The organism is Azospira sp. (genome assembly GCF_030247495.1).
GTDB classification, from domain to species: domain Bacteria; phylum Pseudomonadota; class Gammaproteobacteria; order Burkholderiales; family Rhodocyclaceae; genus Azospira; species Azospira oryzae.
In genome coordinates, this window is the sequence record NZ_JAOTRW010000003.1 from 318556 (window position 1) to 343344 (window position 24789).

Genomic DNA, 24789 nt, shown 5'->3' on the forward strand with positions numbered 1-24789 from the left:
CCTCCCTAGACTTGACCCCAAACAAACCAAGTACAGGGAGTACAGCCATGACCCATGTCCCATCCGTGCCTGCAGGGGCGCCGGCCGGCGCCTTGACGCGCCTGTGGCGCAGCGCCGCCGCCACCTTCCTCCTCTCCGCCCTGGCCGCCGCCGGCCTGGGCCGGGCCGAAGCCGCCGATGCCGGCCAGATCGCCCGGGGCGAATACCTGGCCCGCCTGGGCGACTGCGTTGCCTGCCATACCGCCGAAGGCGGCAAGTCCATGGCCGGCGGCCGGGAACTGGCCACGCCCTTCGGCGTGCTCTTCTCCACCAACATCACGCCGGACAAGGAAACGGGCATCGGCAACTACACCTTCGCCCAGTTCGACCGTGCCATGCGCAAGGGCGTGGCGGCGGACGGCCACAATCTCTACCCGGCCATGCCCTATCCCTCCTACGCCAAGATGACCGGCGAGGACATGCAGGCCCTCTATGCCTACCTGATGCAGGGCCTGGCGCCGGTGAAGCAGGCCAACAAGCCCACCGCCATGCGCTGGCCCTTCAACCAGCGCTGGGGCCTTTCCCTGTGGAACTGGGCCTTCCTCGACGCCACGCCCTTCCAGCCCGACGCCGGCAAGGACGCCACCTGGAACCGGGGCGCCTACCTGGTCCAGGGCCTGGGCCACTGCGGCGCCTGCCACACGCCCCGGGGCATCGCCTTCCAGGAGAAGGCCATGAGCGACGCCGGCAGCAAGGGCAAGCACTTCCTCGCCGGGGAGACCGTGGAATCCTGGCGCGCCCTGAGCCTGCGCGGCCTGTGGACGGTGGAGGACACCGCCCTGTTCCTCAAGACCGGGCAGAACCGCTTCGCCACCGCCTCCGGCAACATGGCCGAGGTCATCCACCACAGCACCCAGCACGTGAAGGACGAGGACCTGGTGGCCATCGCCACCTATCTCAAGTCCCTGCCCCCGGGCGAGCATGAACTGCCGGCCCCCAGCGTGCCCCGCAGCGAGGTGGCGGGCAAGGTGCCGGGCAATCTCTTCAGCTCCCGCGGCGGCCTGGCCTACGTGCAGTTCTGCGGCGACTGCCACCGCCAGGACGGCAACGGCGTCAGCAAGATATTCCCGCCCCTGGCCGGCAACCCGGCGGTGACGGCGAAGGACCCGGCCACCCTGCTGCACATCACCCTCACCGGCTGGAAGACCGCCTCTACGGCGGCCCATCCCCGGGTGTTCACCATGCCCGGCTTTGCCCGCCTCAACGACCAGGAACTGGCCGAGCTGATCACCTTCGTCCGCAGCAGCTGGGGCAACGGCGGCGAAGCCGTGACCGCCTCCCAGGTGAAGAAGATGCGGGCCGAAGTGGTGAAGCAGGACCCCAAGGCCATCGACAACAGCAAGTTCGAGACGCCGCGCCTGGCCGACATGCTGGCCAAGCCCAACGCCGAACAGCTGGTGCGCGGCATGCGTCTGCACCTGGAAACCAAGGACCTGCTGCCCAACCATGTGGGTGACCAGCTCAACTGCACCAGCTGCCACCTCAATGCCGGTACCGTGGCCGACGGCTCGCCCTTCGTCGGCGTCTCCGCCTTCTTCCCCAGCTACGCGCCCCGGGCCGGCCGCATCATCACCCTGGAGGACCGCATCAATGGCTGCTTCAAGCGCTCCATGAACGGCAAGCCCCTGCCCGTGGAGTCGGCGGACATGAAGGCCATGGTCGCCTACTTCGACTGGATGAAGGGCGCCACCAAGCCTGAAGACAAGGTGCCCGGCCGCGGCATCGGCAAGATCGACCGTTCCCTGAAGCCCAACAGCGACAACGGCAAGAAGATCTACGCCGAGCAGTGCGCCGTGTGCCACGGCGAGAACGGCGAAGGCCTCAAGTCCGCCGACGGCAAGATGGTCTATCCGCCGCTGTGGGGCGACGAGTCCTTCAACATCGGCGCCGGCATGGCCCGCACCTATACCGCCGCCGCCTTCGTCAAACGCAACATGCCCATCGGCTTCCACGGCAAGTTCCCCCTGGGCCAGGGCGGCCTCTCCGACCAGGAGGCCCTGGACGTGGCCGAGTACTTCAGCCACCAGCCCCGCCCGGACTTCCCCGAGAAGGTGAAGGACTGGCCCAATGGCAAGAAGCCGGAGGACGCCCGCTACTGAGGCCCCCCCCCTTCATCCAGCTTTCCGACCCGCCTTGAGCCTGAGGCTGCCGCCCCCTCCCGGGGCGGCTTTTTTCCTGGGGCCGGATCGGGATTGACGTAACCGAGGAGAAACCCGACCCCCAGCCATCTGCATATGCATTCAGAATAGAGAGCGCCCGACCGCTCCGTCACTCATTCCCGAACTTCGAGAGGAGATACCCCATGAGAAAACTGATTACCCCGCTGCTCTCCGGCCTCCTGTTGCTGCCGGCGCTGCTGCCCCTGTCGGCCCAGGCTGTCGACGGCAGCGACATCATGCAGAAGGGCGGCGCCAATCCGGCGGCCATGCCCTGCATCACCTGTCACGGCACCGACGGCAAGGGCATGACCGCCGCCGGCTTTCCGCGCCTCGCGGGCCTGCCCGAGGCCTACATCGCCAAGCAGCTGGCCGACTTCAAGGCCGGGCGCCGGGAGAATGCGGTGATGCAGCCCATCGCCCAGTCCCTTGCTCCTGAGGAAGTGGCCGCCGTGGCCAAGGCCTACGCCGAGCTGCCCAAGGTCAATATCAAGCCCGGCCCGGTGGAGCGGCCCCAGCCCGGCAGCGGCGCCTGGATCGCCCTGCGCGGCGCCTGGGAGCGCAACATCCCCGAATGCACCCTGTGCCACGGCCCCGCCGGCGTCGGCGTGGGCGACACCTTCCCGCCCCTGGCAGGCCAGTCCGCTCTCTACATCGAGAACCAGCTGAAGGCCTGGCGCGGCACCAAGGCCGTGGCCGCGACCCGCAAAACCAAGGCGGTGGCCGCCGTGCCGCCCAGCCGCCGCAACGACCCCAACGGGCTCATGGCCCACATCGCCGTGGATCTGAGCGAAGCCGAGATCAAGGCCGTGGCCGACTATTTCGCCGGCCTGGGGGAATCCAAGGAAGCCTTCGACGAAAGCCAGCATCGCCTGCGCTGAGACGAACGTTCCCCCTACATCGAAAGGATTCCCGCCATGAAAAACGCCAAGATTCTTGCCGCCCTGCTGGGCAGCATCTGCCTGTTCGCCGGTATCGCCCAGGCAGCCGACACCGCCAACACTCCCCGTAATTCCCGCCTGGACGACCAGACCCAGCTGCCCAAAGCCCCGGCCAAGCCTGTGAGCCAGCAGTACTTCCAGCCCCCGGCCGACACCGACATTCCCAACAACGCCTTCGGCGAGCTGGTGCGCCGGGGCCAGGACCTGTTCATGAACACCAAGGCCCTGGCGCCCGAGTACGTGGGCAACGAGATGAACTGCGTGAACTGCCACATCGACCGGGGCCGCAAGGCCAACTCGGCGCCCCTGTGGGCGGCCTATCCCATGTATCCGGCCTACCGCAAGAAAAACAACAAGGTGAATACCTATGTGGAGCGCATGCAGGGCTGCTTCCAGTTCAGTATGAACGGCAAGCCGCCGGCGGCCGACAGCGAAATCCTCACCGCCCTCACCACCTACGCCTACTGGCTGTCCACCGGCGCCCCAACGGGCAAGGCCCTGCCGGGACGGGGCTTCGACGAGCCGCCGCCGCCCAAGGGCGGCTACGACATCGCCCGGGGCAAGGCGGTCTATGAGAAGCAGTGCCAGCTGTGCCACGGCGAAAACGGCGAGGGCAAAAAGGTGGGCGTCACCTCCGTCTTCCCCGCCCTGTGGGGCAAGGACTCCTACAACTGGGGCGCCGGCATGCATCGCATCAACACCGCCGCCGGCTTCATCCAGCACAACATGCCCCTGGGCCGGGGCGAGACCCTCTCGGACCAGGAGGCCTGGGACGTGGCCGCCTACATCAACTCCCACGAGCGGCCCCAGGACCCGCGCCTGATCAACGGCAGCATCGACGAGACCCGCAAGCGCTACCACGCCGACGACGGCGTCAATCTCTACGGCGTGGTGGTGAACGGCAAGAAGCTGGGGCAGGGCGTGCAGTAGGCCCGGCTGTTTCCCTTATTCCCAACCCCCGGAAAGGGGCCATGACAGCCCCCTTTCCTTTTCGCAGCCGTACCGCTCCAGGGACGGCTGCTTTTTTTTTGCTCAGAGGAACATGCCGCCGGAAGCCTCGATGCGCTGGGCAGTGATCCAGCCCGTCTCTTCCGACAGCAGGGCGGCCACGGCATGGCCGATGTCGTCCGGCTGGCCGACCCGGCCCAGGGCGGTCTGGGCGGCGATGAAGGCGTTGAGCTGGGCATTGTCGCGCACGGCGCCGCCGCCGAAGTCGGTCTCGATGGCGCCGGGGGCCAGCACATTGACGGCGATGCCCCGGGGCCCGAGTTCCTTGGCCAGGTAGCGGGTCAACACCTCGATGCCGCCCTTCATGCTGGCGTAGGCGGCGTAGCCGGGCAGGGCGAAGCGGGCCAGGCCGGTGGAGACGTTGAGGATGCGCCCGCCGTCGTTGAGCAGGGGCAGCAGGGCCTGGGTGAGGAAGAAGGGCCCTTTCAGGTGGGTGTTCATGAGCAGGTCGAACTGGGCCTCCGTGGTCTCGGCGAAAGCGGCGTTGATGCCCATGCCGGCGTTGTTCACCAGGAAGTCGAAACGCTCCCGCTGCCAGGTCCCGGCCAGGGCCTGGCACACCCCCTCGGCGAAGGCGGGGAAGCCGGCGGCTTCATCCATCGCCAGGGGCAGGGCCACGGCGCGGCGGCCCAGGGCCTCGATCTGGGCCACGACGGCAGCGGCCTCGTCGGCCCGGCTGCGGTAGGTGAGGATGATGTCCACGCCGCGGGCGGCGAGCTTGAGGGCGGCGTTGCGGCCCAGGCCCCGGCTGCCGCCGGTGATGAGTGCGATCTTGGTCATGTCTGGCTCCTTGAAGGTGGGGGAGGGCCGGCCCTGGGGCCGACCGTGGAAGCCAGTCTATTGATCGAAAAGTGTCGGATAAATACGCGGTATTTGTTTAGACTGTTCGTCATTCATAGACAATGAGGGCGCCATGGACCAGCTCGACGCCATGCAAATCTTCCTGCGGGTGGCCGAACTGGCCAGCTTCACCCAGGCCGCCGACAGCCTGGGCCTGCCCAAGGCCAGCATTTCCGCTGCCGTGCAACGGCTGGAGAGCCAGCTCGGCGCCCGCCTCCTGCACCGCACCACCCGCCGGGTGCAGCTGACCCAGGACGGCCAGGCCTACTACGAGCGCAGCCGGGACCTGCTGGCGGACATGGAGGAACTGCAGACCATGTTCCGCCGCGACGAAGCCCAGCTCAGCGGCCGCCTGCGGGTGGACATGCCGGCCGGGACGGCGCGCCACGCGGTCATGCCCCGGCTGCCGGAGTTTCTCGAACGGCACCCGGGGCTGGAGGTGGAAGTGAGCAGCACCGACCGCCGCGTGGACCTGGTGCGGGAAGGCTTCGACTGCGTGCTGCGGGTGGGCGCCCTGGGGGATTCCTCCTTGGTGGCCCGGCCCCTGGGCCAGCTGCGCCAGCTCAACCTGGCCAGCCCGGCCTACCTGGAACGGCACGGCACGCCCCATTCCCTGGAAGACCTGGCCGCCCACCGGCTGATCCATTACGTCCCCATCCTGGGGGGCAAATCCCCCGGCTTCGAATACGAGGACGGGGCTGGGGAGTTGCGCCGCATCCCCATGGCCGGGGCGGTGACGGTGAACAATTCGGATGCCTACACCGCCGCCTGCCTGGCCGGCCTGGGCCTGATCCAGGTGCCGCTGGCCGGCATGCAGGCCCTGCTGCAGGCTGGTCTGCTAGTGCCGGTGCTGCCCGAATTCAACGCCCCGCCCATGCCGGTGCACCTGCTCTACGCCAACCGCCGCCACCTGCCGCGCCGGGTGCGGGTCTTCATGGACTGGCTGGTGGAGGTGGTGGCGGATTACGGCCGGGCCGAAATGCCGGCCTAGGCTGCGCCGGCTTCATTCCGTGGTGCTGGGACTCCAGAAGGCCTGGGAGATGAACGGCTGTTCTGCCAGTTGCCGGGTGAGCCGTTCCAGGTGCTCGCCGTCCACCGCATTGGCGGCGAGGACCGCCTCGATTTCCACCGCATCTTCGCCGAAGGCGTGCACCTTCAGGTCCCGGGTGGGCAAGTCGGCAGCCTCCAGGGCGTTTTCCAGCAGATGCAGGGCCTGTTTCTGGTGGCTTTGCCGGGCGATCACATAGACGGTATTGGTCACTTCCACGGCCAGGGTGTCCATGGGCTGACGGTTGATGCGGTCCACCACCGGCCGCAGCAGGGTGTTGGAGGCCAGGACAAAGGTGGCGCCGAGCAGGGCTTCCAGCAGCATGTCGGCGCCGGCGCAGGCGCCCACGGCGGCCGAGCCCCACAGGGTGGCAGCGGTGTTGAGTCCGCGCACATTGCCTTCCTCCCGCATGATGACGCCGGCACCGAGAAAGCCGATGCCCGAGACCACGTAGGAAATGACGCCGATGGCGCCGGCATGGCCGTTAAGGCGGTTGGCCAGATCCACGAAAATGGCCGCGCCCACGGCCACCAGCACATTGGTGCGCAGGCCGGCGGTACGTTGCCGGTACTGCCGTTCCAGGCCGATCAGGCTGCCCAGGATAAAGGCCGTGGTCAGGCTCAGGGTCGAGTCGGCCAGGGAGACCAGGTTGATGTTGTCGATGGCTTGCAGGGTCATGGCGTGCTCCAAAAATGGTGCCCCACGGCAACCCGCGAACGAGGACGGGACCGCCTGCCGCACCCATGGCCGCAGCCTTGTCCTGCCATGGGCCGGCAAGGGCAAGGGGGCGCACGGGCCGGAACCCGTCTGCACGGGCGCGGCTGGCGATAAGGTACGAAAAGGGAGGGGGCAAGCCTGGGAACCGTCAATCAGGCTTGGGTTGCCGCATCCCGCCGGGGCGGGATAAGGGCAGGGGAGGCTGCGCGTTATCCGGCCGAGGCTGCTCCGGTCACGGGGACCGGCGCTGTACTGTCACTCGAACATGGGCCCACAGGGGCGCTCCGCGAAAAAAGAAAACCGGCGGATTCTGGAACGTAACTGTATGAAAGTAAAGTGACAGAAATGTGTTCCGGCCGCGGCGCCCGGCATGCATCAGGGACTGCCGGATGGGCGGGGCTGGCGGGCTCGGCATCGGGCCTGGCTCCACCATGCCGTGGTCGGGGGTGATGGCGTTCCGGTGGCAGAAAAAGGGCCGCCCGATGGGCGGCCTAGGGTAGTGCCATGGTCCTGGCCGCACCGCCTTCAGGGCCGGGCGAAGTCGATCCGTTCCACCGTGTAGCCCTTCTTCTGCATCAGGGCGGGCAGGCCGGTGGGGCCGAACAGGTGCAGGCTGCCGACGCCGGCGAAGACCCGGCTGCCCTGGCGGTGCAGCTGGTCGATGCGTTTGGCCATGTCCGGGTTGCGCTCGTTGAGCAGGCGCTGCATGGCCTTGCGTTCCACCGGCGTTTCCATGCACTCGCACCAGGCGGGATAGTCCGCCATGGTGGTGTAATCCCCTTCCTCCCAGGCCTTGGCCAGGCGCCTGAGGGCGCCCAGGGCCTTCTCCGACTCCAGGGAATTGAGGCTGGCCTCGACGAAGGCCTGGGTTTCCCGGGGCGTCTTCATGTGCAGGGCTTTCATCTGCAGTTCCGGCTCCTCCAGGGAAACCACCGGGCGCTTGGTGCCGTGGCCGAAGCCGGCCAGCATCACGTCCAGGGCGTAGGCCGGGTCCAGCCCTTCCTTCTTCGCCAGCATCACTGTCAGGGTCACCACCTGCAGTTCCGGCGACAGGGCGGCGATGGCGGCGTAGGGCAGGCAGGAGGCCTCTGCCTGGCGACGGATCCGCTTCTGCAACCCGGCCGGCAGTTTTGGCCCCTTGCGGAACAGCATCAGCTGCTGGATGCGGGCGGCGATGGCCGGGTCGAGCACGTCCATCTCCAGGGCCACCGTGTCCGTCTCCGCCATGGCCCGGCGCATCAGGGGGCCCGGGTAGAGCCATTCCTGCTTGCCCACGTGGACCGTGCCGTAGAGGTAAGAAGCACGCCCGTCCTTCTCGATGCGCCAGAGAAAGCCGTGGTCCCGGGCGTTCTTCAGGTATTCCCGGGTCTCCTCCGCCGAGGGCGGCGCGTGCTGGGTGGCGGGGCAGTCCGGCGGCGTCTGGGCCAGGCCCTGAAAGGAGAAAAAAAGGGCGACGGCGGCAAACAGAAGGGTCCGGCAGCGGGCGCGGGGCGACAGGCGTGAGGTATGAGACATGGCGGAAAACATGGCGGGCGTGGCGGTGTTGGCAGATTGCGGCAAAGGGGAATCGGCATTGTCCCCCGACCGGGGGCATTGGCAAGTGCGGTCGGGGCGGCAGGGCGGCTGAGGGCGGCGATGGTGGCCGCTCTCAGGGCAGGGGCTTGCCGTTGCTCCTGGGGCCGAGGGGGAATTCCGGCGTCTGGCGCGGATCGGGCCAGCCCTGGCCGTGGCTGGCCTCGGGCACCAGCTTCAGATTTTCCTGCCGCGGCCCCAGCAGGGCCGCCGGCCAGCGGCGGGCCAGTTCCGCCGGCATCACCGTGTCCCGCCCGCCGATCCAGTGGATCTGGGAGATGGCGGCAAGCCGCTGCGCCTGGTCGGCCGGGTTGAGGGAGGTATCGAGGGGCGTCAGCCGGTGGAAGGTGGTCCATGCCCGGTGGTCCAGATTGCCGGCGATGGTCACCAGGCGGGCCACGTCGCTGCGGCGGGCCGCCAGCAGGGCGGCCACGGCGCCGCCGCCCGAGTAGCCCACCAGCACCAGGGTGCGGGCCTCCTGGCGTGCCTTCAGCTGGTCCAGGGCCCGGTCCATGGCGTCGATCACCTCCGGCGCGAAGCGGCCGTCGGTCCAGTAGCGCTGCGCACAGGGGGCCGCGCCGGGCTCGGCGTACTGGCAGGGCCGGGCCAGGTAGGCCGCCTTGCCTTCCCGCTGGGCCAGGGCCAGTTGCAGCAGCAGGGGCGAGACCGGGGTGGGGTCGGCCGAGGGCTGGCTGGGATTGAGCCAGGCCAGGCCGTCGCCCTCGATATATACCGCCAGGGTGTCCCCCTGGCGGGGCGTCACGGGTTCGTAGGTGCGCAGGGTGAAGGGCGCTGCCGTGAGTGTGCCTTTCTGCCATTGCCTGGCGGCCGCCAGGTTGTCGGCATGGTCCTGCCGTTCGCGGGGTGAGGGCAGGGCGGTGCAGGCGCCCAGGGCCAGGCTGAGGAGGACGAGCACGAATCGGTATTTCACGGACATGGGTATCGGCGCGGAGTGGTCAGGCGAAAGCCCGATGATGGCATGAAAATGTCATTAATGCAGGGCATTGAGAGTGGATGCGGTTAGATGGGCGGTACCTATGATGGAAAATCGGATAGACGGCGAACACCGCCAGGGCTTCAACAACCGCAGCGCCTCCGTCAATCTGCGCTGGGCCTTCTAAGGCCGGCGCAGGGGATTGGCGCTTTTGCTTTCACCGTCAAAAGGCTGAGGGGCGGTATGGGATAATTCGCCCATGCAACCCACACCCCATGCTGCCTTTCAGACTCCCGACGCGGTAGACAAGTACGCCGAAGGGCCCCGGCGCAACGTTCCCGGTTATCTCAGCCTGCTGCCGATGACCCGCCTCCTCATTGAGGAGCGGGTGGCCGGGCAGGGGCGGATTCTTGTGGTGGGTGCCGGCGGCGGGCTGGAACTGGAAGACTATGCCCGAGCCCATCCCGGCTGGCAGTTCGACGGGATCGATCCCAGTGGGCCCATGCTGGAACTGGCGGCCCAACGGCTCAGCCCGTTTTCTTCCCGGATCGCACTACACCAGGGCTATGTTCAGGATGCGCCGCAAGGCCCCTTCGATGCCGCCACCTGCCTGCTGACCTGCCACTTCGTACCCCGAGAGCAGCGCCTGCCGATGTTGCGGGAGATTCGCTGCCGCTTGAAGCCCGGGGCCCCGTTTGTCGTTGCCCATCTCAGTGCCGAGGCCGAGCAGAACAGGCGGGATATCTGGATGTCCCGCTATGCTGCCTTTCTGACCGCATCTGGCAGCAGCCCGGAACAGGCCCAGGCCACCCGGGAAAAGGTGGAGCGGGAGCTGACCATTCTCAGTCCCGAGGAGGACGAAGGCGTCCTGCGCGAGGCCGGTTTCCACGATGTGCAGCTGTTTTACGTCGGCTTTGCCTTCCGCGGCTGGGTGGCCTATGCCTGAAGGCCAACACCGCCAGGGCCACCACAACCACAACGCCGCCGTCAATCTGCGCTGGGCCTTATAGGTATTTCGGTTCGGGGACGCCTGTTGGTGGGGGGCGAGCCCAAAAAGAAAGGTTCGGAACCTTAAGCCCTCACCAGCCGCAGCACGGTAATCTCCGAAGGCGCGCCGAGGCGCTTGGGCGGGCCCCAGTAGCCGGTGCCGCGACTGGTGTAGACCGTCAGCCGGCCCAGCCGGTGCAGGCCGGCGGTGAAGGGCTGTTGCAGGGGCACGAAGAAATTCCAGGGCCAGAACTGGCCGCCGTGGGTGTGGCCGGAAAGCTGCAGGTCGAAGCCGGCGGCAGCGGCAGCCGGCGCCGAGCGGGGCTGGTGGGCCAGCAGGATGCGGGTTAGCCCCGCCGGGCTGCCGGCCAGGGCCGCCGCCGGGTCGCTGGCCTGGGCCGTATCGAAGGCGCCGGCCGAATAATCCGTCACCCCTGCCAGCACCAGGCGGGAGCCATGGTGGGCGATGACGGTGTGGCCGTTGTGCAAGCCCTTGAGGCCGATGCGCTCGAACTCCGCCATCCAGGCCCCAGCGCCCGAATAGTATTCGTGGTTGCCGGTGACGAAATAGCTGCCGTGGCGGCTGCGCAGCTGGCCCAGGGGTGCGGTGTGTTCCCGTAGATGCTCCACGCTGCCATCCACCACGTCGCCGGTGATGGCCACCAGATCCGCCTCCAGCCCATTGACCCGGTCCACGATGGCCTGCACGTAGTCCTGCTTGATGGTGGGCCCCACGTGGATGTCGCTGAGCTGGACGATGGTGAAGCCATCCAGTTCCGGCGGCAGGTCGGCCAGGGGCACCTCCACCCGGACGATGCGGGCCACCCGCCGTGCATTGGCGTAGCCGAACAGGGTGAACAGGCCGGCGGCAGCCACCACCGCCAGGGCCGTGGGCTGCGCCAGGGAAGGCGCGCCGGCCAGCAGCAGGCCCACATCCCGCAGCAGGGTCAGCACCAGCACTGAAGAGAAGAGGCCCATGGCCAGACTGCCCAGCCAGCTGAGCCGGTCCGCCAGGGTTGGGTTGTCGGTGACGAAGCGGCCCAGCAGGCCCAGGGGCACCAGGCAGGCGGAAAGGGCCAGCCCGGCAATGGCCAGGGCCAGGGCGGCGGGATGCAGATCCAGCGACGGCAGCAGGCGCCAGCCGATGTAGGCATGGAGGCCGCCCATGAGCGGCAGCACGCGCCACAGGGCCCGGCGCAGGCGGCCGGGGAGGGCGGGCTGGGCCGCAGCAGCGGGCGGTGTGGCCGGGCGGGGGGAGGTCAGGGAGGCAGGGCGCATGGGGTTTTTCCAGGGAGGCCGGCGTGTGGCCGGCGGCCCCGGGCGGCACGAGGCGCGCCCAGGGCCTGGGGAGGTTTCAGGCCATCAAGCCTGGTCGGCCGGTTTATCCGCGGCCTTGGCCTGGGGTTCGGCGCCTTCCGCCTGGGGCGTGCAGCAGTGACTCCAGCGGCTGTGGAAGCGGCCCTTGAGTTGTGCCCGCTCTTCTTCCGTCAGGCTTTCCCAGTGGGCCCGGCGTTCGCGCCAGTGGTGGAAGCCGCCGCCGCGCATGCCGCCAAAGAGGATGCGGCTCAGCACCAGCACGCCCAGGGCCTGCCAGTAGCCGATGGGGGAAACGCCGGCAAAGAGGTCCGGCAGCAGGCAGTTCCACAACTGCATCACCACCCAGGTAAGGGCGCCGATGCCGACCACGACCATCAGGCCGATCTTGAGGCAGCGCGAGGCGCAGCCGGATTTTCCAGTTCTGCATTTCATATTGGTTTCCTGTTCAGGATTGGGGTTCGTAAAGGGGCCGCAGCCGATGGCGCAGGTGCAGCACCGCCTGCCGCTTCCAGCCGAGCAAGGTGTTCATGGGCACGCCGCTCTCCGCCGCCATCTCCTTGAAGCTGCGGCCGTCGATCTCGTGGGCGATGAAGGTTTCCCGTGGCCCCGGCGCCAGTTCCTCCAGGGCCGTGGCGATGGCATCGAGCCACAGGCGGCGCAGATAGGCCGCCTCCGGCCCGCCGTCATCCGCCGGCAGGGCGGCTTCCAGCCAATGCTCCTCGTCGCCGTCTTCCAGCACGGCCACGGGCAGGGGTTCCTCCCGGCGCTTGCGAAAACGGTCCACGATGCGATGGCGGGCCACCCGGAACAGCCAGGCCCCCACCTGCTCGATGGGCTCCGGCAGGCGCCAGGCCTCCACCAGCTCGAAGAACACGTCCTGCAGAATATCCTCCGCCTCGCCCGGGTCGGGCACGCGCCGGCGAATGAAACTGCCCAGCCGCCCGCTCTCCCGGGCAATGGCTTCAGTCAGGCGTTGGTTCTGCTCGGCCATCAGGCGGGTCTCGTCGCGGGGCAGGGAAAGGGGGAACGATGTGTCCATGCCTGGGTAGACGGATGAAGGGCATGGATATTGTGGGTGGGTGAAAAAATAGTTGGTGGTAACGGGCAGCGGCTGCCGGGCTTGGCCCGGGGGAACTGCCGGAGGCGTCGCCCCATTATCGGCCAGAGTGTCGCCGGTTTGTCGGCGGCCCAGCCGCAAGCCTCAAGGCTACGCCAGTTCCGGCCATGGCAAAAACAAAGCCGCCCGGTTTTCCTGGCGGCTTTCTTGAGCGGCGACGACTATGGTCAGGAGGGCAGGGCCAGGGGATGCAATCCCGGCCCGCTTCCATGCCTTCAGGCGGCAGGATCGGCGGGCACTGCCGGCGGCTTGGCCGCCAGGGGTTGGAAATGGCTGCAATGGCGCAGTCGGTGCATGCTTTGCAGGCTCAGATGCACGGCGCAACTGGCCTCGTCGGCAAAGGTCAGGCTGGGCACGTGGTGGCGACAGTCGGCGCATTTCACTTCCTTGTCACCGGCCAGGGGGACGCCGTTGAGTACGGCCAGGGCTACCTCCCGCATCCGTTGCAGCGTCGCCATGGTATCCAGCGAAGCCACCTGGATCAGCCGCGCCCTTTCCCGCAGGGAAAGGCTGCAACCTTGGACGAAGCCGCCATCGCCCATGGCGTGCAGGCGGGATTGGGCTTGCAGGATCAGCCGGTTCAACTCCGCTTCGTGGGGTGTGATGGTGCGCTTATCCATTGCCTCAGTCCTCCGCTGCCCCGCTCGGATTAGCCGTGTCGTGGCTTTCATCCAGGCACAGGTGATTGAGCTTGGCCAGATTGATGAAGCGGTGCTTGCCGAAACAGATGGAGGGAATATGGTCCCGGTCGCACAGGCCCCGCAGCACACCTTCCTCAATGCCCACCACTTCCGCGAATTTCTTCCAGTGCATGATCGGCACCAGCGCCGGCTGGTTGATTCTTTCTGCGACTGTCATAATCACTTTGCTCCACAATGAAGCACACATAACCACAGTAAGAGTTATATGTGCGAATAAGCAAAATATTTACTAGTTAATATATGACAGAGAGTTACGTGGGTCAAGAGGAAACTTCGGCGATCAGGGCCAGGGTGGCGGCTGTGGTGACAGCCAAGACCGAGCCTCACCGCAAGTTCAAGCACATGGAAGAGCTGACGGGCGTCAAGGCCGCGTCATGGAAGGCGGTGTGCGAAGGACGGCAGCGGGCGAATGAAGAGCACTTTGAGGCGATTGGAGTGGCTTGGCCCGAGTACTCGCTTTGGCTGCTGACGGGGAAGTCTCAGCCTGAGGCTGGGCAGACTAGTCCTGAACTGGAGCAGCTTAAAACCCTTCAGCAGAATCTGGCGAAGGGTTATTTGGACCAAAGCTAAAGTCCCGTGGTAGTAGCCGATATGGCTCCAGTCCATTGCCACCTCGGCAAAAACGTCCGTTGTTGAGACTCTGTCTATAGACTTGCAAGCCTACCGTGCCAGTTCGTACTAATTCTGTTTGCAGAGGGTGCGATGCGACTAAAGAACAACACAGGGAGTACCTAGAATGGCTGCCAAGGAAGCCAAGGCCCGTATCAAGATCAATAAACTGTTAGAGGAGTCTGGTTGGCGCTTCTTCGATGATCTAGCGGGTAAGGCCAACATCGTTCTTGAACCAAAAGTCAAACTGACCAAGGATGCTGTAGATGCCCTTGGTGACAATTTCGAGCAATCAAGCAATGGATTCATTGACTTCCTCTTGCTCGACGATGCAGGTTTTCCTCTCCTTGTTCTTGAAGCCAAGTCGGAAGACAAGAATCCCCTGGTTGGCAAAGAACAAGCGCGCAAATACGCCAAGTCACAAAACTGCCGCTTCGTCATTCTCTCCAACGGCAACCTCCATTATTTCTGGGATCTGGAGCAGGGTAACCCCCACATCATTACCCGTTTCCCCTCACCTGATTCGATCAAGGGCTATCACCGCTTCCAGCCCAATCCGCAGCGCTTGATCACCGAGCCGGTTAGCAAGGACTACATCGCGCTGACGCAGATGCCAGGCTATGCCACCGAGGCGGGCTGGAACAATGCCGGTGAGCGCGATGCCTTCATCCAGAAGAATCGTCTGCGTTTCCTACGCGACTATCAGAAGCGCGCCGTGCAGGCGATTCAGGATGCCGTTGCCGAAGGTCACAGCCGCTTTTTGTTCGAGATGGCCACCGGCACTGGCAAGACGTTGACCGCCGCCGCCGTCATCAAGCTCTTCCTGCGTACCGGCAACGCACGCCGCGTGCTCTTCCTCGTTGACCGGCTGGAACTTGAAGACCAGGCCAACAAGGCGTTCGTCGCCTATCTGAAAAACGATTACACCTCGGTGATCTACAAAGAGCGCCGTGATGAATGGCGCAAGGCCGAGATTGTCGTCACTACCGTGCAATCCCTGCTTTTCAACGACAAATACCGCCGACTGTTCTCGCCCACTGATTTTGACCTGGTGATTTCTGACGAAGCGCATCGCTCCATCGGGGGCAACGCACGTGCCGTGTTCGAGTATTTCGTCGGTTACAAGCTGGGCCTGACTGCGACGCCGCGGGACTACCTGAAGAAATTCGACGCGTCCAAGCCCAGTACCCGCGACCCGCGGGAAGCCGAACGCCGGCTGCTTCTCGACACTTACCGTACTTTTGGCTGCGAGTCCGGTCAGCCGACTTTCCGATATTCCCTGCTCGACGGCGTGCGCGAAGGTTTCTTGATCAACCCCGTGGTTGTCGATGCGCGGACCGACATCACCACGCAATTGCTATCGGATAAAGGTTATGCCGTCGCCAATGGAGGCGAGGGCGGAGAAGAGGGCAGCGAAGACAGCTTTTTCCAGAAGGACTTCGAGAAGAAATTTTTCTCCGAAGCCACCAACCGCATTTTCTGCCAGACCTTTCTCAATAATGGCTTGCGTGATCCGATCAGCCATGAGTTCGGCAAGTCCATCGTTTTCGCGGTCAGCCAGAACCACGCGGCCAAGCTGACCCAACTCCTCAATGAGCTGGCCGATGTCATCTGGCCGGGCAAGTACCAATCCGACTTTGCGGTGCAGGTCACCTCGCTGATCCCCGATGCCCAGCAATACACCATCAACTTCACCAATAACAACCTGCTCGGTTCGGCCAACTTTCTTGAGGCCTACAAAACCAGCAAGGCCCGGGTTTGCGTCACTGTCGGCATGATGACCACCGGCTATGATTGCCCGGATATTCTCAATCTCGCCCTGATGCGACCGGTGTTCTCCCCGTCCGACTTCGTCCAGATCAAGGGCCGCGGCACGCGTAAGCATGGCTTCCTCGAACAGCTGTTCGACAAGCAGCTCAAGGCGCAGATCGGCAGGCAGGAAAAAAGCCAGTTCAAGTTCTTCGACTTCTTTGCCAACTGCGAGTACTTCGAGGAGAAGTTTGATTACGACCAGGTGCTCAAGCTGCCGAGGCTGGGCACCGGTGAAGGCAGTGGAGAGGATGGCGGTACGACCATTGGCCCGAATGGCGAATACATCCACGGCGGTCCCGACAATATCCATCAGGTCCGGGAGGAAGCCGTTGGCCCCCAGGGCATGAAGATCGACCGCATGTTCTTCGAAGGCTTTGAAAACGTGGTCAAGGCTGATCCGATCCTGCAGCGCCAGGTAGATAACGAACAGTGGGACCAGGCCATCGACTACGTCACCACCCACCTGCTCGACAAGCCAGCCGAGTACTACACCCTCGACAAGCTGCGTCGCGCTGCCGGCGTGGATCGGCGGCTGACCCTGCGGGAGATTCTGGAAAAGATCTTCGGCCTCATCCCCTATTTCAAGGGCAAGGATGAACTGCTCGAGGACGAATTCCAGAAGTTCCTGCTCGACCAGCCCCCCGAAGCCCTGAGCCAACATGCCGAGGCCGTTGTTGCCATGAAGTACTTCTTCAAGGCCTACGCTACTGACGGGCACTTGCGGGACATTCTCGAAAAGAAGCGGCTAACCGACCTCAACGTCAACCCAGCCTTCAGCATGGCCGACTTCAAGGCCGTGCCCCAGGAATGGCGTGAGCGCATTCCCGAGTACGTGAAGGATTACGTTTCCCTCAACCAGTTCATGTGAATCGCCAAAACGAAGTAATATCGACTACAATCGAAGCTCTATTGGCTACATTGGCATTCCCGTGCTGCTTGATCTTCTATTTGGCACCTACCGGCAGCGGGCGCTGGCCCAGTTGCTCCTGCATCCCGAGAGCAGCTACCACGTCCGCGAACTGGCCCGCCTGACCGGCACCACACCGGGCACCCTGCACAAGGAATTGGCGCGGCTGGCCGAAGTGGGCCTGTTGCAACGGGAAAAACAAGGCAATCAGGTGCGCTACCAGGCCAACCGGGAGTGCCCGGTTTTCGCCGAGCTGGCGGGCCTGTTCCGCAAGACCAGCGGCCTGGTCGGCGTGCTGGCCGAGGCCCTGAGGCAGCTCCAGCCCCCGCCGCAACTGGCCATGGTCTTCGGTTCCCTAGCCCGGGGCGATGAAAACGCCCGCAGCGACGTCGATCTGCTGCTCATCGCCGACTGCAGTTTTGGCGACGCCATCAAAGCCTTGCACCCCGCCCAGTCCATCCTGCAACGGGAGATCAACCCGGTGCTCTATACCGCCGCCGAGTTTGCCCAGCGCGTCGCAGCCAAGGATGGCTTCGTCTGGAACATTCTCGCCAACCCCAAACTCTTCGTGATCGGCACCGTCCATGACCTTGGAAAATTTGCTGGCGATTCATCGCCTGCAGGCGTTTGAAGCGACGCCGGACGGCGTCCTGCGCCTGCTGGCATCGGCCGAGCGCAACCTGGCCGATGCCCGCCTGAGCAAACTCAGCAACGACAACCGCTTCGACGCCGCCTACAAGACCATCATGCAATGCGCCATGGTCGGCCTGTGGGCCAATGGCTATCGCACCGCCACCAGCCAGCCCGGCCACCATCAGACCGCCCTGCAAGCCCTGCCCAAGACCCTGGGCACGGCTGCAGATACGGTCATCGTTCTCGATGCCCTGCGCAAGCAGCGCAACCTCAACGACTACGAAGGCGACCCCGTCACCGATGCCGCCGTCCGGGAATGCCTGGCCCAGGCCGAAGCGCTGCTCACCCACACCCGGCAATGGCTGCAACGCCATCGCGCCGACCTGCTTAGCGAAAACGAATAAACCCCATGCTCGACAGCAACACCAAACGCCGTATCGATTCCTGCCGCGACATTCTCGTCGGCAAAGTGCCAGACCCCAAATCCCAGGTTGAACAGATCACCATCGCGCTGATCTACAAGTTCATGGACGACATGGACGCCGAGGCCGAAGAACTGGGCGGCAAGCGCAGCTTCTTTGCCGGCGAATACGCCAAATACGGCTGGGCCCGACTGATGGCCCCCAATATGGGCGGTTTCGACGTGCTGGCCCTTTATTCCGAAGCCATCGGCAAGATGAACGAGAACCCCGGCATCCCGGCCCTGTTCCGTGACATCTTCAAGAACGCCTATCTCCCCTACCGGGACCCGGAAACCCTGCGCGCCTTCCTCAAGGAAATCGACGGTTTCACCTACGACCATTCCGAACGTCTGGGCGACGCCTTCGAATACCTGCTCTCCGTGCTTGGCAGCCAGGGCGATGCCGGCCAGTTCCGCACCCCGCGCCACATCATCGACTTCATGGTCGAGATCATCGACCCCAAGAAAAACGAAAGCGTCCTCGACCCCGCCTGCGGCACCGCCGGTTTCCTCATTTCGGCGTGGAAGCACATCCTCAAGCAGAACACCAAAACCCGTGCCGGCGACCTGCTCACGCCGGAAGAGCGGGCCACCCTGGTAGCCAACATCCACGGCTACGACATCTCCCCCGACATGGTGCGCCTGTCCCTGGTCAATCTGTACCTGCACGGCTTCACCGACCCCCACATCGTCGAATACGACACCCTGACCAGCGAAGAACGCTGGAACGAGACGGCCGACATCATCCTGGCCAACCCGCCCTTCATGTCGCCCAAGGGCGGCATCAAGCCCCACAAGCGTTTCTCGGTACAGGCCACCCGCTCGGAAGTGCTGTTCGTGGACTACATCGCCGAGCACCTCAGCCCCCAGGGCCGGGCCGCCATCGTCGTGCCCGAGGGCATCATTTTCCAGAGCGGCACCGCTTACAAGAAGCTGCGCGAAATGCTGGTCAAGACCTCCCTGGTGGCCGTGGTGTCCCTGCCGGCGGGGGTCTTCAACCCCTATTCGGGGGTCAAGACTTCGATATTGATCCTCGACAAGCGCCTGGCGAAAAACTGCGATTCAGTGCTGTTCGTCAAGGTGGAGAACGATGGTTTCAACCTCGGGGCGCAGCGGCGGGCAGTGACTGGGAGCGACTTGCCGGAAGCTGCGCGTGTGCTGCGCGAGTGGATGGGCGGACTATTCGATGAGGAATCGCCAGTGGTGGTGCGGGTCGAGCGGGGACGGATTGGTGAAAGCGCCGACTGGAACCTGAGCGGTGATCGATATGTTGAAACTACCTCCCTCCGTCACCATGCCTATCCTCTTACCTCTATAGGAGAGGTCCTTGATCGCGTTTCTGAGTCCATAGATCCGATGATGGAAACTGGAACGGTTGCATACGTTGGTTTGGAAAATATCGAAACAAACTCAGGGCGACTCGTTGGAGATGTTCAGGCTGACTATTCAGAAATTAGAAGCCTGAAAGCAAAATTTTCTGCTGGCGATGTCTTATATGGAAAACTACGCCCGAACCTCAACAAGGTTTATTTTGCCCAGATGAATGGAATTTGCTCGACGGATATTTTTGTATTCCGTGCAAAGAGCAGTATTGATCCGCGGTTTGTCAGCATTGTTATGCGTTCTCCGCAGTTCAACGACGAGGTACTCAAAGGAATAGGTGGAGCACAACTTCCAAGAGTTGGATTCGAACATCTGAAAAACCTGATGATTCCGCTCCCACCTCTCGCCATCCAGCAAGAAATCGTCGCGGAAATCGAGGGCTACCAGAAGATCATCGACGGCGCCCGGCAGGTAGTGGAGAACTACCGGCCCCGAATCAATGTGCAGCCGGATTGGCCATGTTATGAATTGGGGACTATCGCCAACTTAATCAATGGGCGGGCATATAAGCAGGAGGAGTTACTCAAATCAGGCCCAACGCCTGTGCTACGAGTAGGTAATTTCTTCTCAAATCGTAGTTGGTATTACTCTGATCTTGAATTGACACCCGAAAAATACTGTGAAGCAGGTGATCTCCTGTATGCCTGGTCTGCATCCTTTGGGCCCAGAATTTGGGATGGCCCTAGAGCTATTTTTCACTATCACATCTGGAAAATTATGGTTTCTGATCGTGTAGAGAAAAAGTGGCTATTTCATCTACTCGAAATGGACTCCAAAAACATAAAAGCTGAAGGAAGTGGTATTGCTATGTTGCATGCAACAAAAGGGGGGATGGAGAAAAGGCTATTTCCTGTTCCCGACCTCGAAACCCAACGGGCCATCGTTGCCGAAATCGAAGCCGAGCAAGCCCTGGTCGATGCCAACAAGCAACTGATCGAGCGCTTCGAGGCCAAGATCAAGGCCACTATCAACCGGGTCTGGGGCAGCAGCGCGTAGCCACTGATAAGGCGCTGGGTGGGCCTGTGCGCGACTGAGTGCGCCGCACTCGGTCATTGGCCCATGCTGCCCTCGAGGGGTTTTGCCGGTTCCCCCATGAAAACGCCGCCCCGGCAAGCCGGGGCGGCGTTTTTGTTTTCAGCGGCGCTTGAGCCTCACCCAAACACCGTCGTACTCCTCCCTCCCTTCAACCGCTTCAACGTTGCCACCAGGTGATCCACTTCCTGGCAGGTGTTGTAGAAGGCTAGCGACGGACGCACCGTGGCTTCCAGGCCGAAGCGGCGCAGGATGGGCTGGGCGCAGTGGTGGCCGGAGCGCACGGCGATGCCTTCCTGGTTGAGGGCCTTGCCCACTTCCTCGGTCTTGAAGCCTTCCAGCACGAAGGAGGCGACGCTGGCCTTGTCCCTTGCCGTGCCGATGATGCGCAGGCCGGGCACGGTTTTGAGGCCGTGGGTGGCGTATTCCAGCAGGGCGTGCTCGTAGCGGGCGATGTTTTCCAGGCCGATGCGTTCCACGTAGTCCAGGGCGGCGCCCAGGCCCACGGCGTCGGCGATGTTGCCGGTGCCGGCTTCGAACTTGTTGGGCGCCGGTTGGTATAGCGTCCGCTCGAAGGTGACGTCGGCAATCATGTTGCCGCCGCCTTGCCAGGGCTGGGTGGCCTCCAGGATGGCGCCCTTGCCATAGACCACGCCGATGCCCGTGGGGGCAAAGACCTTGTGGCCGGAGAAAACGAACCAGTCCGCATCCAGGGCCTGCACATTGACCCGCAGGTGGGAGACGGATTGGGCCCCGTCCACCAGCACCTTGGCGCCGGCCCGGTGGGCCAGGTCCACGATTTCCTTGACCGGGGTGATGGTGCCCAGGGCGTTGGAAACCTGGGTGATGGCCACCAGCTTGGTCTTCTCGTTGAGCAGCTTCTGGTACTCGTCGAGGCGGATCTGGCCGTCGTCGTCCACCGGAATAACGCGGATCTTGGCGCCCTTCTCGGCGGCCAGCTGTTGCCAGGGGACGATGTTGGCGTGGTGCTCGAGAATCGAGACCACGATTTCATCGCCGGCGCCGATGTTCTGGCGCCCCCAGCTCTGGGCCACCAGGTTGATGGCTTCGGTGGCGCCGCGCACGAAGATGATTTCGTTGGCGGAGCCGGCGCCGATGAAGCGCGCCACCTTGTTCCGCGCCGACTCGTAGGCATCCGTGGCCCGGGCCGCCAGTTCGTGGGCGGCGCGGTGGATGTTGGAGTTTTCGTGGGCGTAGAACCAGGCCAGCCGGTCGATCACCGCCTGGGGCTTGTGGGTGGTGGCGGCGTTGTCGAACCAGACCAGGGGCTTGCCGTTCACCCGTTCCGCCAGGATCGGGAAGTCGCGGCGGATGGCGTTGACGTCCAGGGGCGGGTGGGCCAGGGGCTGCACCGGGGGCTCGGCCTGGGCCGCATCTGCCCCCACCGGGTCGAGGAAGTAGAAGGAGGAACTGCGGCTGGGCACGGCGGCGGGAATGCTGCCTTTGCTTTCCCGGGGCGTCTTGTTGTCAGCCAGCAGGGCCTTCAGTTCTTCCGCGCCGGGCAGGCCGAAGGACTGGGCCGTGACGCGGTCGTCCCGCGGCACCACGATCTCGTTCTCCTTGGGCAGGTGGGCAGGGTAAGCGCTGCCTTCGCCCAGGAAGTAATAGGGCGTGGCGGGCGCGAACACCGGCGCTGCGGACGAGGCGGACTGGGGCAGGGCGGGGGCATAGGCCTGGGGCACGCCCAGGACGGCGCTCCCAGGCTTGCCTGCCCCGGGAATGGCTTCCACAGCCGAGTCTGGCGCACCGTTCTGGCTGCTTGCCGCCGGCGCCAGGGATGGCGCCCGCTGACCCAGGGCGATCACCGGCTCGTGGGACTGGGATGCCACGTTGCCCACCGGGGCGGGGTTTTGAGTGTTGGCAACCCCAGGGCCCGGATCGCCCGGCAGGGCGGCGAAGAACTCGCTCGCCAGCCGGGCCAGGGTGGCCTCGTTGGGCAGCCCCGCCGGCAGCAGCCCGGCCAGGCCTTCCGGCGGGTTACTTGTAGGTGTCGGGGTAGTCATGGTACTTGCCGATCTCCACGTCATCGAGCACGGCCAGGGCATCTTCGGTCAGCACGGCCAGGGAGCAATAGAGCGAAATCAGGTAGGAGGCGATGGCGTTGCGGTTGATGCCCATGAAGCGCACCGACAGCCCCGGGCTCTGTTCGCCGGCCAGGCCGGGCTGGAACAGGCCGACCACGCCCTGGCGCTTTTCGCCGGTGCGCAGCAGGATGATCTTGGTCTTGCCGTCCTCGATGGGCACCTTGTCGGAGGGGATCAGGGGGATGCCGCGCCAGGTGAGGAACTGGGAGCCGAAGAGGGAAACGGTGGGGGGCGGCACGCCGCGGCGGGTGCATTCGCGGCCGAAGGCGGCGATGGCCAGGGGGTGGGTGAGGAAGAAGGCGGGTTCCTTCCACACCTTGGTCAGCAGGTCGTCCAGGTCGTCCGGGGTGGGGGCGCCGGTGAGGGTGGAGATGCGCTGGGCGTCGTCCACATTGGCCAGCAGGCCGTAGTCCGGGTTGTTGATGAGTTCGGATTCCTGACGTTCCTTGATGGTCTCGATGGTCAGGCGCAGCTGTTCCTTGATCTGGTCGTGGGGGCTGCTGTAGAGGTCGGAAACCCGGGTGTGCACGTCGAGGATGGTGGTGACGGCGTTGAGGAAATATTCCCGGGGCTGGGCGTCGTAATCGACGAAGGTCTGGGGCAGTTCGGATTCATCCCGCTGGGAGCAGGCGACGCGCACGTCCCGGGGGTTGATGACCTTGTTGAGGCGGTAGATGCCGGCTTCCACAGGCAGCCACTGCAGCAGGTGCACCAGCCAGCGCGGGGTGATGGTGGATAGCTGAGGGACGGTCTTGGTGGCATTCGCCAGTTGCCGCGCGGCGTTGTCGCCGAGGGCCTGGGCGCCTTCCGGATGGACGACTTCGGTCATGGATTACTCTCCTTGCTTGAGTTGTGATGGAGCGGTGGTTTGAAAAAAGGAATCAGGCTGCGGCGGCCTTGAGCGGCGTCGGCGGCCGGGGGGAATGTTGCGAATGCTGGGAGTCGGCCTGGGTCACGTGGCTGCCCGGGGGCACGCTGTGGGTGAGCCAGACGTTGCCGCCGATGCTGCTGCCCTTGCCGATGGTGATGCGGCCCAGGATGGTGGCGCCGGCGTAGATCACCACGTCGTCCTCGACGATGGGGTGGCGCGGCTGGCCCTTTTCCAGGTTGCCCGCCTCGTCCGTGGCGAAGCGCTTGGCGCCCAGGGTCACGGCCTGATACAGGCGCACCCGCTGGCCGATGACGGCGGTTTCGCCGATGACCACCCCGGTGCCGTGGTCGATGAAGAAGCCGGCGCCGATGGCAGCCCCCGGGTGGATGTCGATGCCCGTCTCGGCATGGGCCAGCTCGGCCACGATGCGGGCCAGCAGGGGTACGCCCAGGCGATAGAGCTGGTGGGCCAGGCGGTGGTGGATCATGGCCACCACGCCCGGGTAGCAGAGCAGCACCTCATCGACGCTGCGGGCCGCCGGGTCGCCGCTGTAGGCCGCTTCCACATCGGTGTCGAGCAGGGCGCGGACCTGGGGCAGGGCTTCGGCGAAGCTGCGCACGATATGCACGGCCCGCTCTTCCACGGCGCCGTCGGCGGCCGGCTGGTGGCGGGCGGCGTAGCACAGCTCCAGCCGTACCTGGCCGAGCAGGGCTTCCAGGGCCGCGTCCAGGGTGTAGCCGATGTAGTAGTCCTCGGTTTCCTGGTGCAGCTGGGCCGGGCCCAGGCGCATGGGGAAGAGGGCGCCCTGCAGCTGGGTGACGATCTCCTGCAGCACCTCCCGGGAGGGCAGCTCCCGGCCGCCCACGTCCTTGTGGCGCTGCTGGCGTTCGCGCCAGCGCTCCCGCTCGGCCCGCAGTTCGGCGACGATGCGGCCCAGGTCCCACTTGGCGCCCGGGCGCTGGCCCTGGGGGCCCTGGGACTGGCCGCAGCCGTAGGTGGGGGCGGCCATGTTCAGTCCTGCACCCAGGGCAGAGCGGCGTGGCGCCAACCGCCCAGGGCACCGCGCTGCTGCTGCTCGTCCAGGTCGCCCTCGAAGCCTTCGAGGATGTTGTAGACCTGGGTGAAGCCTGCCTTGGCGGCGGCCTCGGCGGCCAGGGCCGAGCGCTTGCCGCTGCGACAGAGCAGCAGCACCGGCTGGTCCTTTTTCACCTTGGCTTCCAGCTCCTTGACGAAGCGGGGGTTGCGGTTGAGCGCCGTGCCGGTGGCCCAGGCCACGTGCAGGGTTTCGGGCACATGGCCGACGAACTTGCGCTCTTCGGCGGTGCGCACATCCACCAGGGCCGCGGCGCCGCTGGAGAACAGCTCCCAGGCTTCCTTGGGCGTGACGCCGCCGGCGTAAGGCGTACCCTGGGCCTGGGCGGTGGCCCGGGCCCGTTCGAGAATGGGGTGGCTGGTGGTGGCGCTGGGGGCGGGGGCGGATGACGCCTGGGCGCCGGCGTGACGGGATGGGGCGGCACCGTTGGCGAAGGCGGTGCTGAGGGCTTGAACTGGCATGGCGCTTTTCCTCCTGGGTGGATGTCCGGCAGACGGCGGGGCGTCG

23 protein-coding genes are annotated in these 24789 nt (G+C 65.0%); 10 read left to right on the forward strand and 13 right to left on the reverse strand.

Features of this window, described 5'->3' with window-relative positions; translation table 11 throughout:
- The first annotated feature begins 47 nt into the window (after positions 1 to 47).
- The 3 genes from OEL49_RS04930 to OEL49_RS04940 all read left to right on the forward strand — a co-directional run bounded on the left by OEL49_RS04930 (position 48) and on the right by OEL49_RS04940 (position 4066).
- Positions 48 to 2138 (forward strand): c-type cytochrome, encoded by a 2091-nt coding sequence (locus OEL49_RS04930; protein WP_287874118.1) that lies wholly within the window; start codon positions 48 to 50, stop codon positions 2136 to 2138.
- A 203-nt stretch (positions 2139 to 2341) separates the two neighbouring features.
- Complete coding sequence (locus OEL49_RS04935) at positions 2342 to 3076, forward strand: c-type cytochrome (protein ID WP_287874119.1); 735 nt, start codon at positions 2342 to 2344, stop codon at positions 3074 to 3076.
- Between the two features lie 36 nt (positions 3077 to 3112).
- Positions 3113 to 4066 (forward strand): c-type cytochrome, encoded by a 954-nt coding sequence (locus OEL49_RS04940; RefSeq protein ID WP_287874120.1) that lies wholly within the window; start codon positions 3113 to 3115, stop codon positions 4064 to 4066.
- Positions 4067 to 4168: 102 nt separating this feature from the next.
- Here OEL49_RS04940 and OEL49_RS04945 read toward each other — a convergent pair whose 3' ends face one another.
- A complete protein-coding gene (locus tag OEL49_RS04945; protein ID WP_287874121.1) occupies positions 4169 to 4924 on the reverse strand; it encodes an SDR family NAD(P)-dependent oxidoreductase in 756 nt (251 codons plus the stop codon).
- A gap of 133 nt (positions 4925 to 5057) precedes the next feature.
- Between OEL49_RS04945 and OEL49_RS04950 the strand changes: the two genes are divergently transcribed.
- On the forward strand, positions 5058 to 5975 hold the full coding sequence (locus OEL49_RS04950) for a LysR family transcriptional regulator (RefSeq protein ID WP_287874122.1): 918 nt from the start codon (positions 5058 to 5060) through the stop codon (positions 5973 to 5975).
- Positions 5976 to 5987: 12 nt separating this feature from the next.
- On the opposite strand, the gene OEL49_RS04955 is transcribed toward OEL49_RS04950, so the two are convergent.
- The 3 genes from OEL49_RS04955 to OEL49_RS04965 form a co-directional block, all read right to left on the reverse strand.
- Entirely contained in the window at positions 5988 to 6710 is a 723-nt protein-coding gene (locus OEL49_RS04955; RefSeq protein ID WP_287874123.1) for an MgtC/SapB family protein, read from the reverse strand.
- A 564-nt stretch (positions 6711 to 7274) separates the two neighbouring features.
- Positions 7275 to 8264 (reverse strand): TraB/GumN family protein, encoded by a 990-nt coding sequence (locus OEL49_RS04960; RefSeq protein ID WP_287874124.1) that lies wholly within the window; start codon positions 8262 to 8264, stop codon positions 7275 to 7277.
- A 133-nt stretch (positions 8265 to 8397) separates the two neighbouring features.
- Positions 8398 to 9252, reverse strand: coding sequence for an alpha/beta hydrolase (locus OEL49_RS04965; RefSeq protein ID WP_287874125.1), 855 nt, complete (start codon positions 9250 to 9252; stop codon positions 8398 to 8400).
- Between the two features lie 262 nt (positions 9253 to 9514).
- On the opposite strand from OEL49_RS04965, the gene OEL49_RS04970 reads away from it, so the two are divergent.
- Positions 9515 to 10201: a class I SAM-dependent methyltransferase gene (locus tag OEL49_RS04970; protein ID WP_287874126.1), complete on the forward strand. Its 687-nt coding sequence runs from the start codon at positions 9515 to 9517 to the stop codon at positions 10199 to 10201.
- Between the two features lie 125 nt (positions 10202 to 10326).
- Here OEL49_RS04970 and OEL49_RS04975 read toward each other — a convergent pair whose 3' ends face one another.
- The 5 genes from OEL49_RS04975 to OEL49_RS04995 form a co-directional block, all read right to left on the reverse strand.
- A complete protein-coding gene (locus OEL49_RS04975) occupies positions 10327 to 11520 on the reverse strand; it encodes a metallophosphoesterase (protein WP_287874127.1) in 1194 nt (397 codons plus the stop codon).
- 84 nt (positions 11521 to 11604) lie between these two features.
- Positions 11605 to 11991 carry a hypothetical protein gene (locus tag OEL49_RS04980; protein ID WP_287874128.1) on the reverse strand — a complete coding sequence of 129 codons (387 nt, stop codon included), beginning with the start codon at positions 11989 to 11991 and terminating at the stop codon, positions 11605 to 11607.
- Positions 11992 to 12004: 13 nt separating this feature from the next.
- The gene (locus OEL49_RS04985) at positions 12005 to 12598 is read right to left on the reverse strand and encodes an RNA polymerase sigma factor (protein ID WP_287874129.1); all 594 of its coding nucleotides are present in this window, start codon (positions 12596 to 12598) and stop codon (positions 12005 to 12007) included.
- Positions 12599 to 12891: 293 nt separating this feature from the next.
- The gene (locus OEL49_RS04990; protein ID WP_130458256.1) at positions 12892 to 13296 is read right to left on the reverse strand and encodes a hypothetical protein; all 405 of its coding nucleotides are present in this window, start codon (positions 13294 to 13296) and stop codon (positions 12892 to 12894) included.
- 4 nt (positions 13297 to 13300) lie between these two features.
- Complete coding sequence (locus tag OEL49_RS04995; RefSeq protein WP_130458257.1) at positions 13301 to 13534, reverse strand: hypothetical protein; 234 nt, start codon at positions 13532 to 13534, stop codon at positions 13301 to 13303.
- A 146-nt stretch (positions 13535 to 13680) separates the two neighbouring features.
- Between OEL49_RS04995 and OEL49_RS05000 the strand changes: the two genes are divergently transcribed.
- The 5 genes from OEL49_RS05000 (at position 13681) to OEL49_RS05020 (ending at position 20177) form a co-directional block, all read left to right on the forward strand.
- Complete coding sequence (locus OEL49_RS05000; protein ID WP_197739064.1) at positions 13681 to 13947, forward strand: hypothetical protein; 267 nt, start codon at positions 13681 to 13683, stop codon at positions 13945 to 13947.
- Between the two features lie 649 nt (positions 13948 to 14596).
- Positions 14597 to 16666, forward strand: coding sequence for a DEAD/DEAH box helicase family protein (locus OEL49_RS05005; protein WP_414635383.1), 2070 nt, complete (start codon positions 14597 to 14599; stop codon positions 16664 to 16666).
- A 61-nt stretch (positions 16667 to 16727) separates the two neighbouring features.
- Positions 16728 to 17336 carry a nucleotidyltransferase domain-containing protein gene (locus OEL49_RS05010; protein ID WP_207222136.1) on the forward strand — a complete coding sequence of 203 codons (609 nt, stop codon included), beginning with the start codon at positions 16728 to 16730 and terminating at the stop codon, positions 17334 to 17336.
- Positions 17290 to 17742 carry a DNA-binding protein gene (locus OEL49_RS05015; protein WP_130458260.1) on the forward strand — a complete coding sequence of 151 codons (453 nt, stop codon included), beginning with the start codon at positions 17290 to 17292 and terminating at the stop codon, positions 17740 to 17742. Before OEL49_RS05010 ends, OEL49_RS05015 begins: the two co-directional genes overlap by 47 nt.
- Positions 17743 to 17747: 5 nt before the next feature.
- Positions 17748 to 20177: an N-6 DNA methylase gene (locus OEL49_RS05020; protein ID WP_287874131.1), complete on the forward strand. Its 2430-nt coding sequence runs from the start codon at positions 17748 to 17750 to the stop codon at positions 20175 to 20177.
- 155 nt (positions 20178 to 20332) lie between these two features.
- Here OEL49_RS05020 and OEL49_RS05025 read toward each other — a convergent pair whose 3' ends face one another.
- Genes OEL49_RS05025 through OEL49_RS05040 form a run of 4 tightly spaced genes read right to left on the reverse strand, consistent with a single transcriptional unit; the run spans position 20333 to position 24743 of the window.
- Positions 20333 to 22237 carry a family 2A encapsulin nanocompartment cargo protein cysteine desulfurase gene (locus OEL49_RS05025; protein WP_287874132.1) on the reverse strand — a complete coding sequence of 635 codons (1905 nt, stop codon included), beginning with the start codon at positions 22235 to 22237 and terminating at the stop codon, positions 20333 to 20335.
- On the reverse strand, positions 22212 to 23147 hold the full coding sequence (locus OEL49_RS05030; protein WP_014237176.1) for a family 2A encapsulin nanocompartment shell protein: 936 nt from the start codon (positions 23145 to 23147) through the stop codon (positions 22212 to 22214). Before OEL49_RS05030 ends, OEL49_RS05025 begins: the two co-directional genes overlap by 26 nt.
- A gap of 52 nt (positions 23148 to 23199) precedes the next feature.
- Positions 23200 to 24198 carry a serine O-acetyltransferase EpsC gene (gene epsC / locus OEL49_RS05035; protein ID WP_287874133.1) on the reverse strand — a complete coding sequence of 333 codons (999 nt, stop codon included), beginning with the start codon at positions 24196 to 24198 and terminating at the stop codon, positions 23200 to 23202.
- 2 nt (positions 24199 to 24200) lie between these two features.
- A complete protein-coding gene (locus OEL49_RS05040; protein ID WP_287874134.1) occupies positions 24201 to 24743 on the reverse strand; it encodes a rhodanese-like domain-containing protein in 543 nt (180 codons plus the stop codon).
- Positions 24744 to 24789: the final 46 nt, after the last annotated feature.

Coding starts and splice junctions, on each gene's coding strand:
- OEL49_RS04930 (WP_287874118.1), top strand. CDS start 48: ATGACCCATGTCCCATCCGTGCCTGCAGGGGCGCCGGCCGGCGCCTTG.
- OEL49_RS04935 (WP_287874119.1), top strand. CDS start 2,342: ATGAGAAAACTGATTACCCCGCTGCTCTCCGGCCTCCTGTTGCTGCCG.
- OEL49_RS04940 (WP_287874120.1), top strand. CDS start 3,113: ATGAAAAACGCCAAGATTCTTGCCGCCCTGCTGGGCAGCATCTGCCTG.
- OEL49_RS04945 (WP_287874121.1), bottom strand. CDS start 4,924: ATGACCAAGATCGCACTCATCACCGGCGGCAGCCGGGGCCTGGGCCGC.
- OEL49_RS04950 (WP_287874122.1), top strand. CDS start 5,058: ATGGACCAGCTCGACGCCATGCAAATCTTCCTGCGGGTGGCCGAACTG.
- OEL49_RS04955 (WP_287874123.1), bottom strand. CDS start 6,710: ATGACCCTGCAAGCCATCGACAACATCAACCTGGTCTCCCTGGCCGAC.
- OEL49_RS04960 (WP_287874124.1), bottom strand. CDS start 8,264: ATGTCTCATACCTCACGCCTGTCGCCCCGCGCCCGCTGCCGGACCCTT.
- OEL49_RS04970 (WP_287874126.1), top strand. CDS start 9,515: ATGCAACCCACACCCCATGCTGCCTTTCAGACTCCCGACGCGGTAGAC.
- OEL49_RS04975 (WP_287874127.1), bottom strand. CDS start 11,520: ATGCGCCCTGCCTCCCTGACCTCCCCCCGCCCGGCCACACCGCCCGCT.
- OEL49_RS04980 (WP_287874128.1), bottom strand. CDS start 11,991: ATGAAATGCAGAACTGGAAAATCCGGCTGCGCCTCGCGCTGCCTCAAG.
- OEL49_RS04985 (WP_287874129.1), bottom strand. CDS start 12,598: ATGGACACATCGTTCCCCCTTTCCCTGCCCCGCGACGAGACCCGCCTG.
- OEL49_RS04990 (WP_130458256.1), bottom strand. CDS start 13,296: ATGGATAAGCGCACCATCACACCCCACGAAGCGGAGTTGAACCGGCTG.
- OEL49_RS04995 (WP_130458257.1), bottom strand. CDS start 13,534: ATGACAGTCGCAGAAAGAATCAACCAGCCGGCGCTGGTGCCGATCATG.
- OEL49_RS05005 (WP_414635383.1), top strand. CDS start 14,597: ATGCCAGGCTATGCCACCGAGGCGGGCTGGAACAATGCCGGTGAGCGC.
- OEL49_RS05015 (WP_130458260.1), top strand. CDS start 17,290: ATGACCTTGGAAAATTTGCTGGCGATTCATCGCCTGCAGGCGTTTGAA.
- OEL49_RS05020 (WP_287874131.1), top strand. CDS start 17,748: ATGCTCGACAGCAACACCAAACGCCGTATCGATTCCTGCCGCGACATT.
- OEL49_RS05025 (WP_287874132.1), bottom strand. CDS start 22,237: ATGACTACCCCGACACCTACAAGTAACCCGCCGGAAGGCCTGGCCGGG.
- OEL49_RS05030 (WP_014237176.1), bottom strand. CDS start 23,147: ATGACCGAAGTCGTCCATCCGGAAGGCGCCCAGGCCCTCGGCGACAAC.
- epsC (WP_287874133.1), bottom strand. CDS start 24,198: ATGGCCGCCCCCACCTACGGCTGCGGCCAGTCCCAGGGCCCCCAGGGC.
- OEL49_RS05040 (WP_287874134.1), bottom strand. CDS start 24,743: ATGCCAGTTCAAGCCCTCAGCACCGCCTTCGCCAACGGTGCCGCCCCA.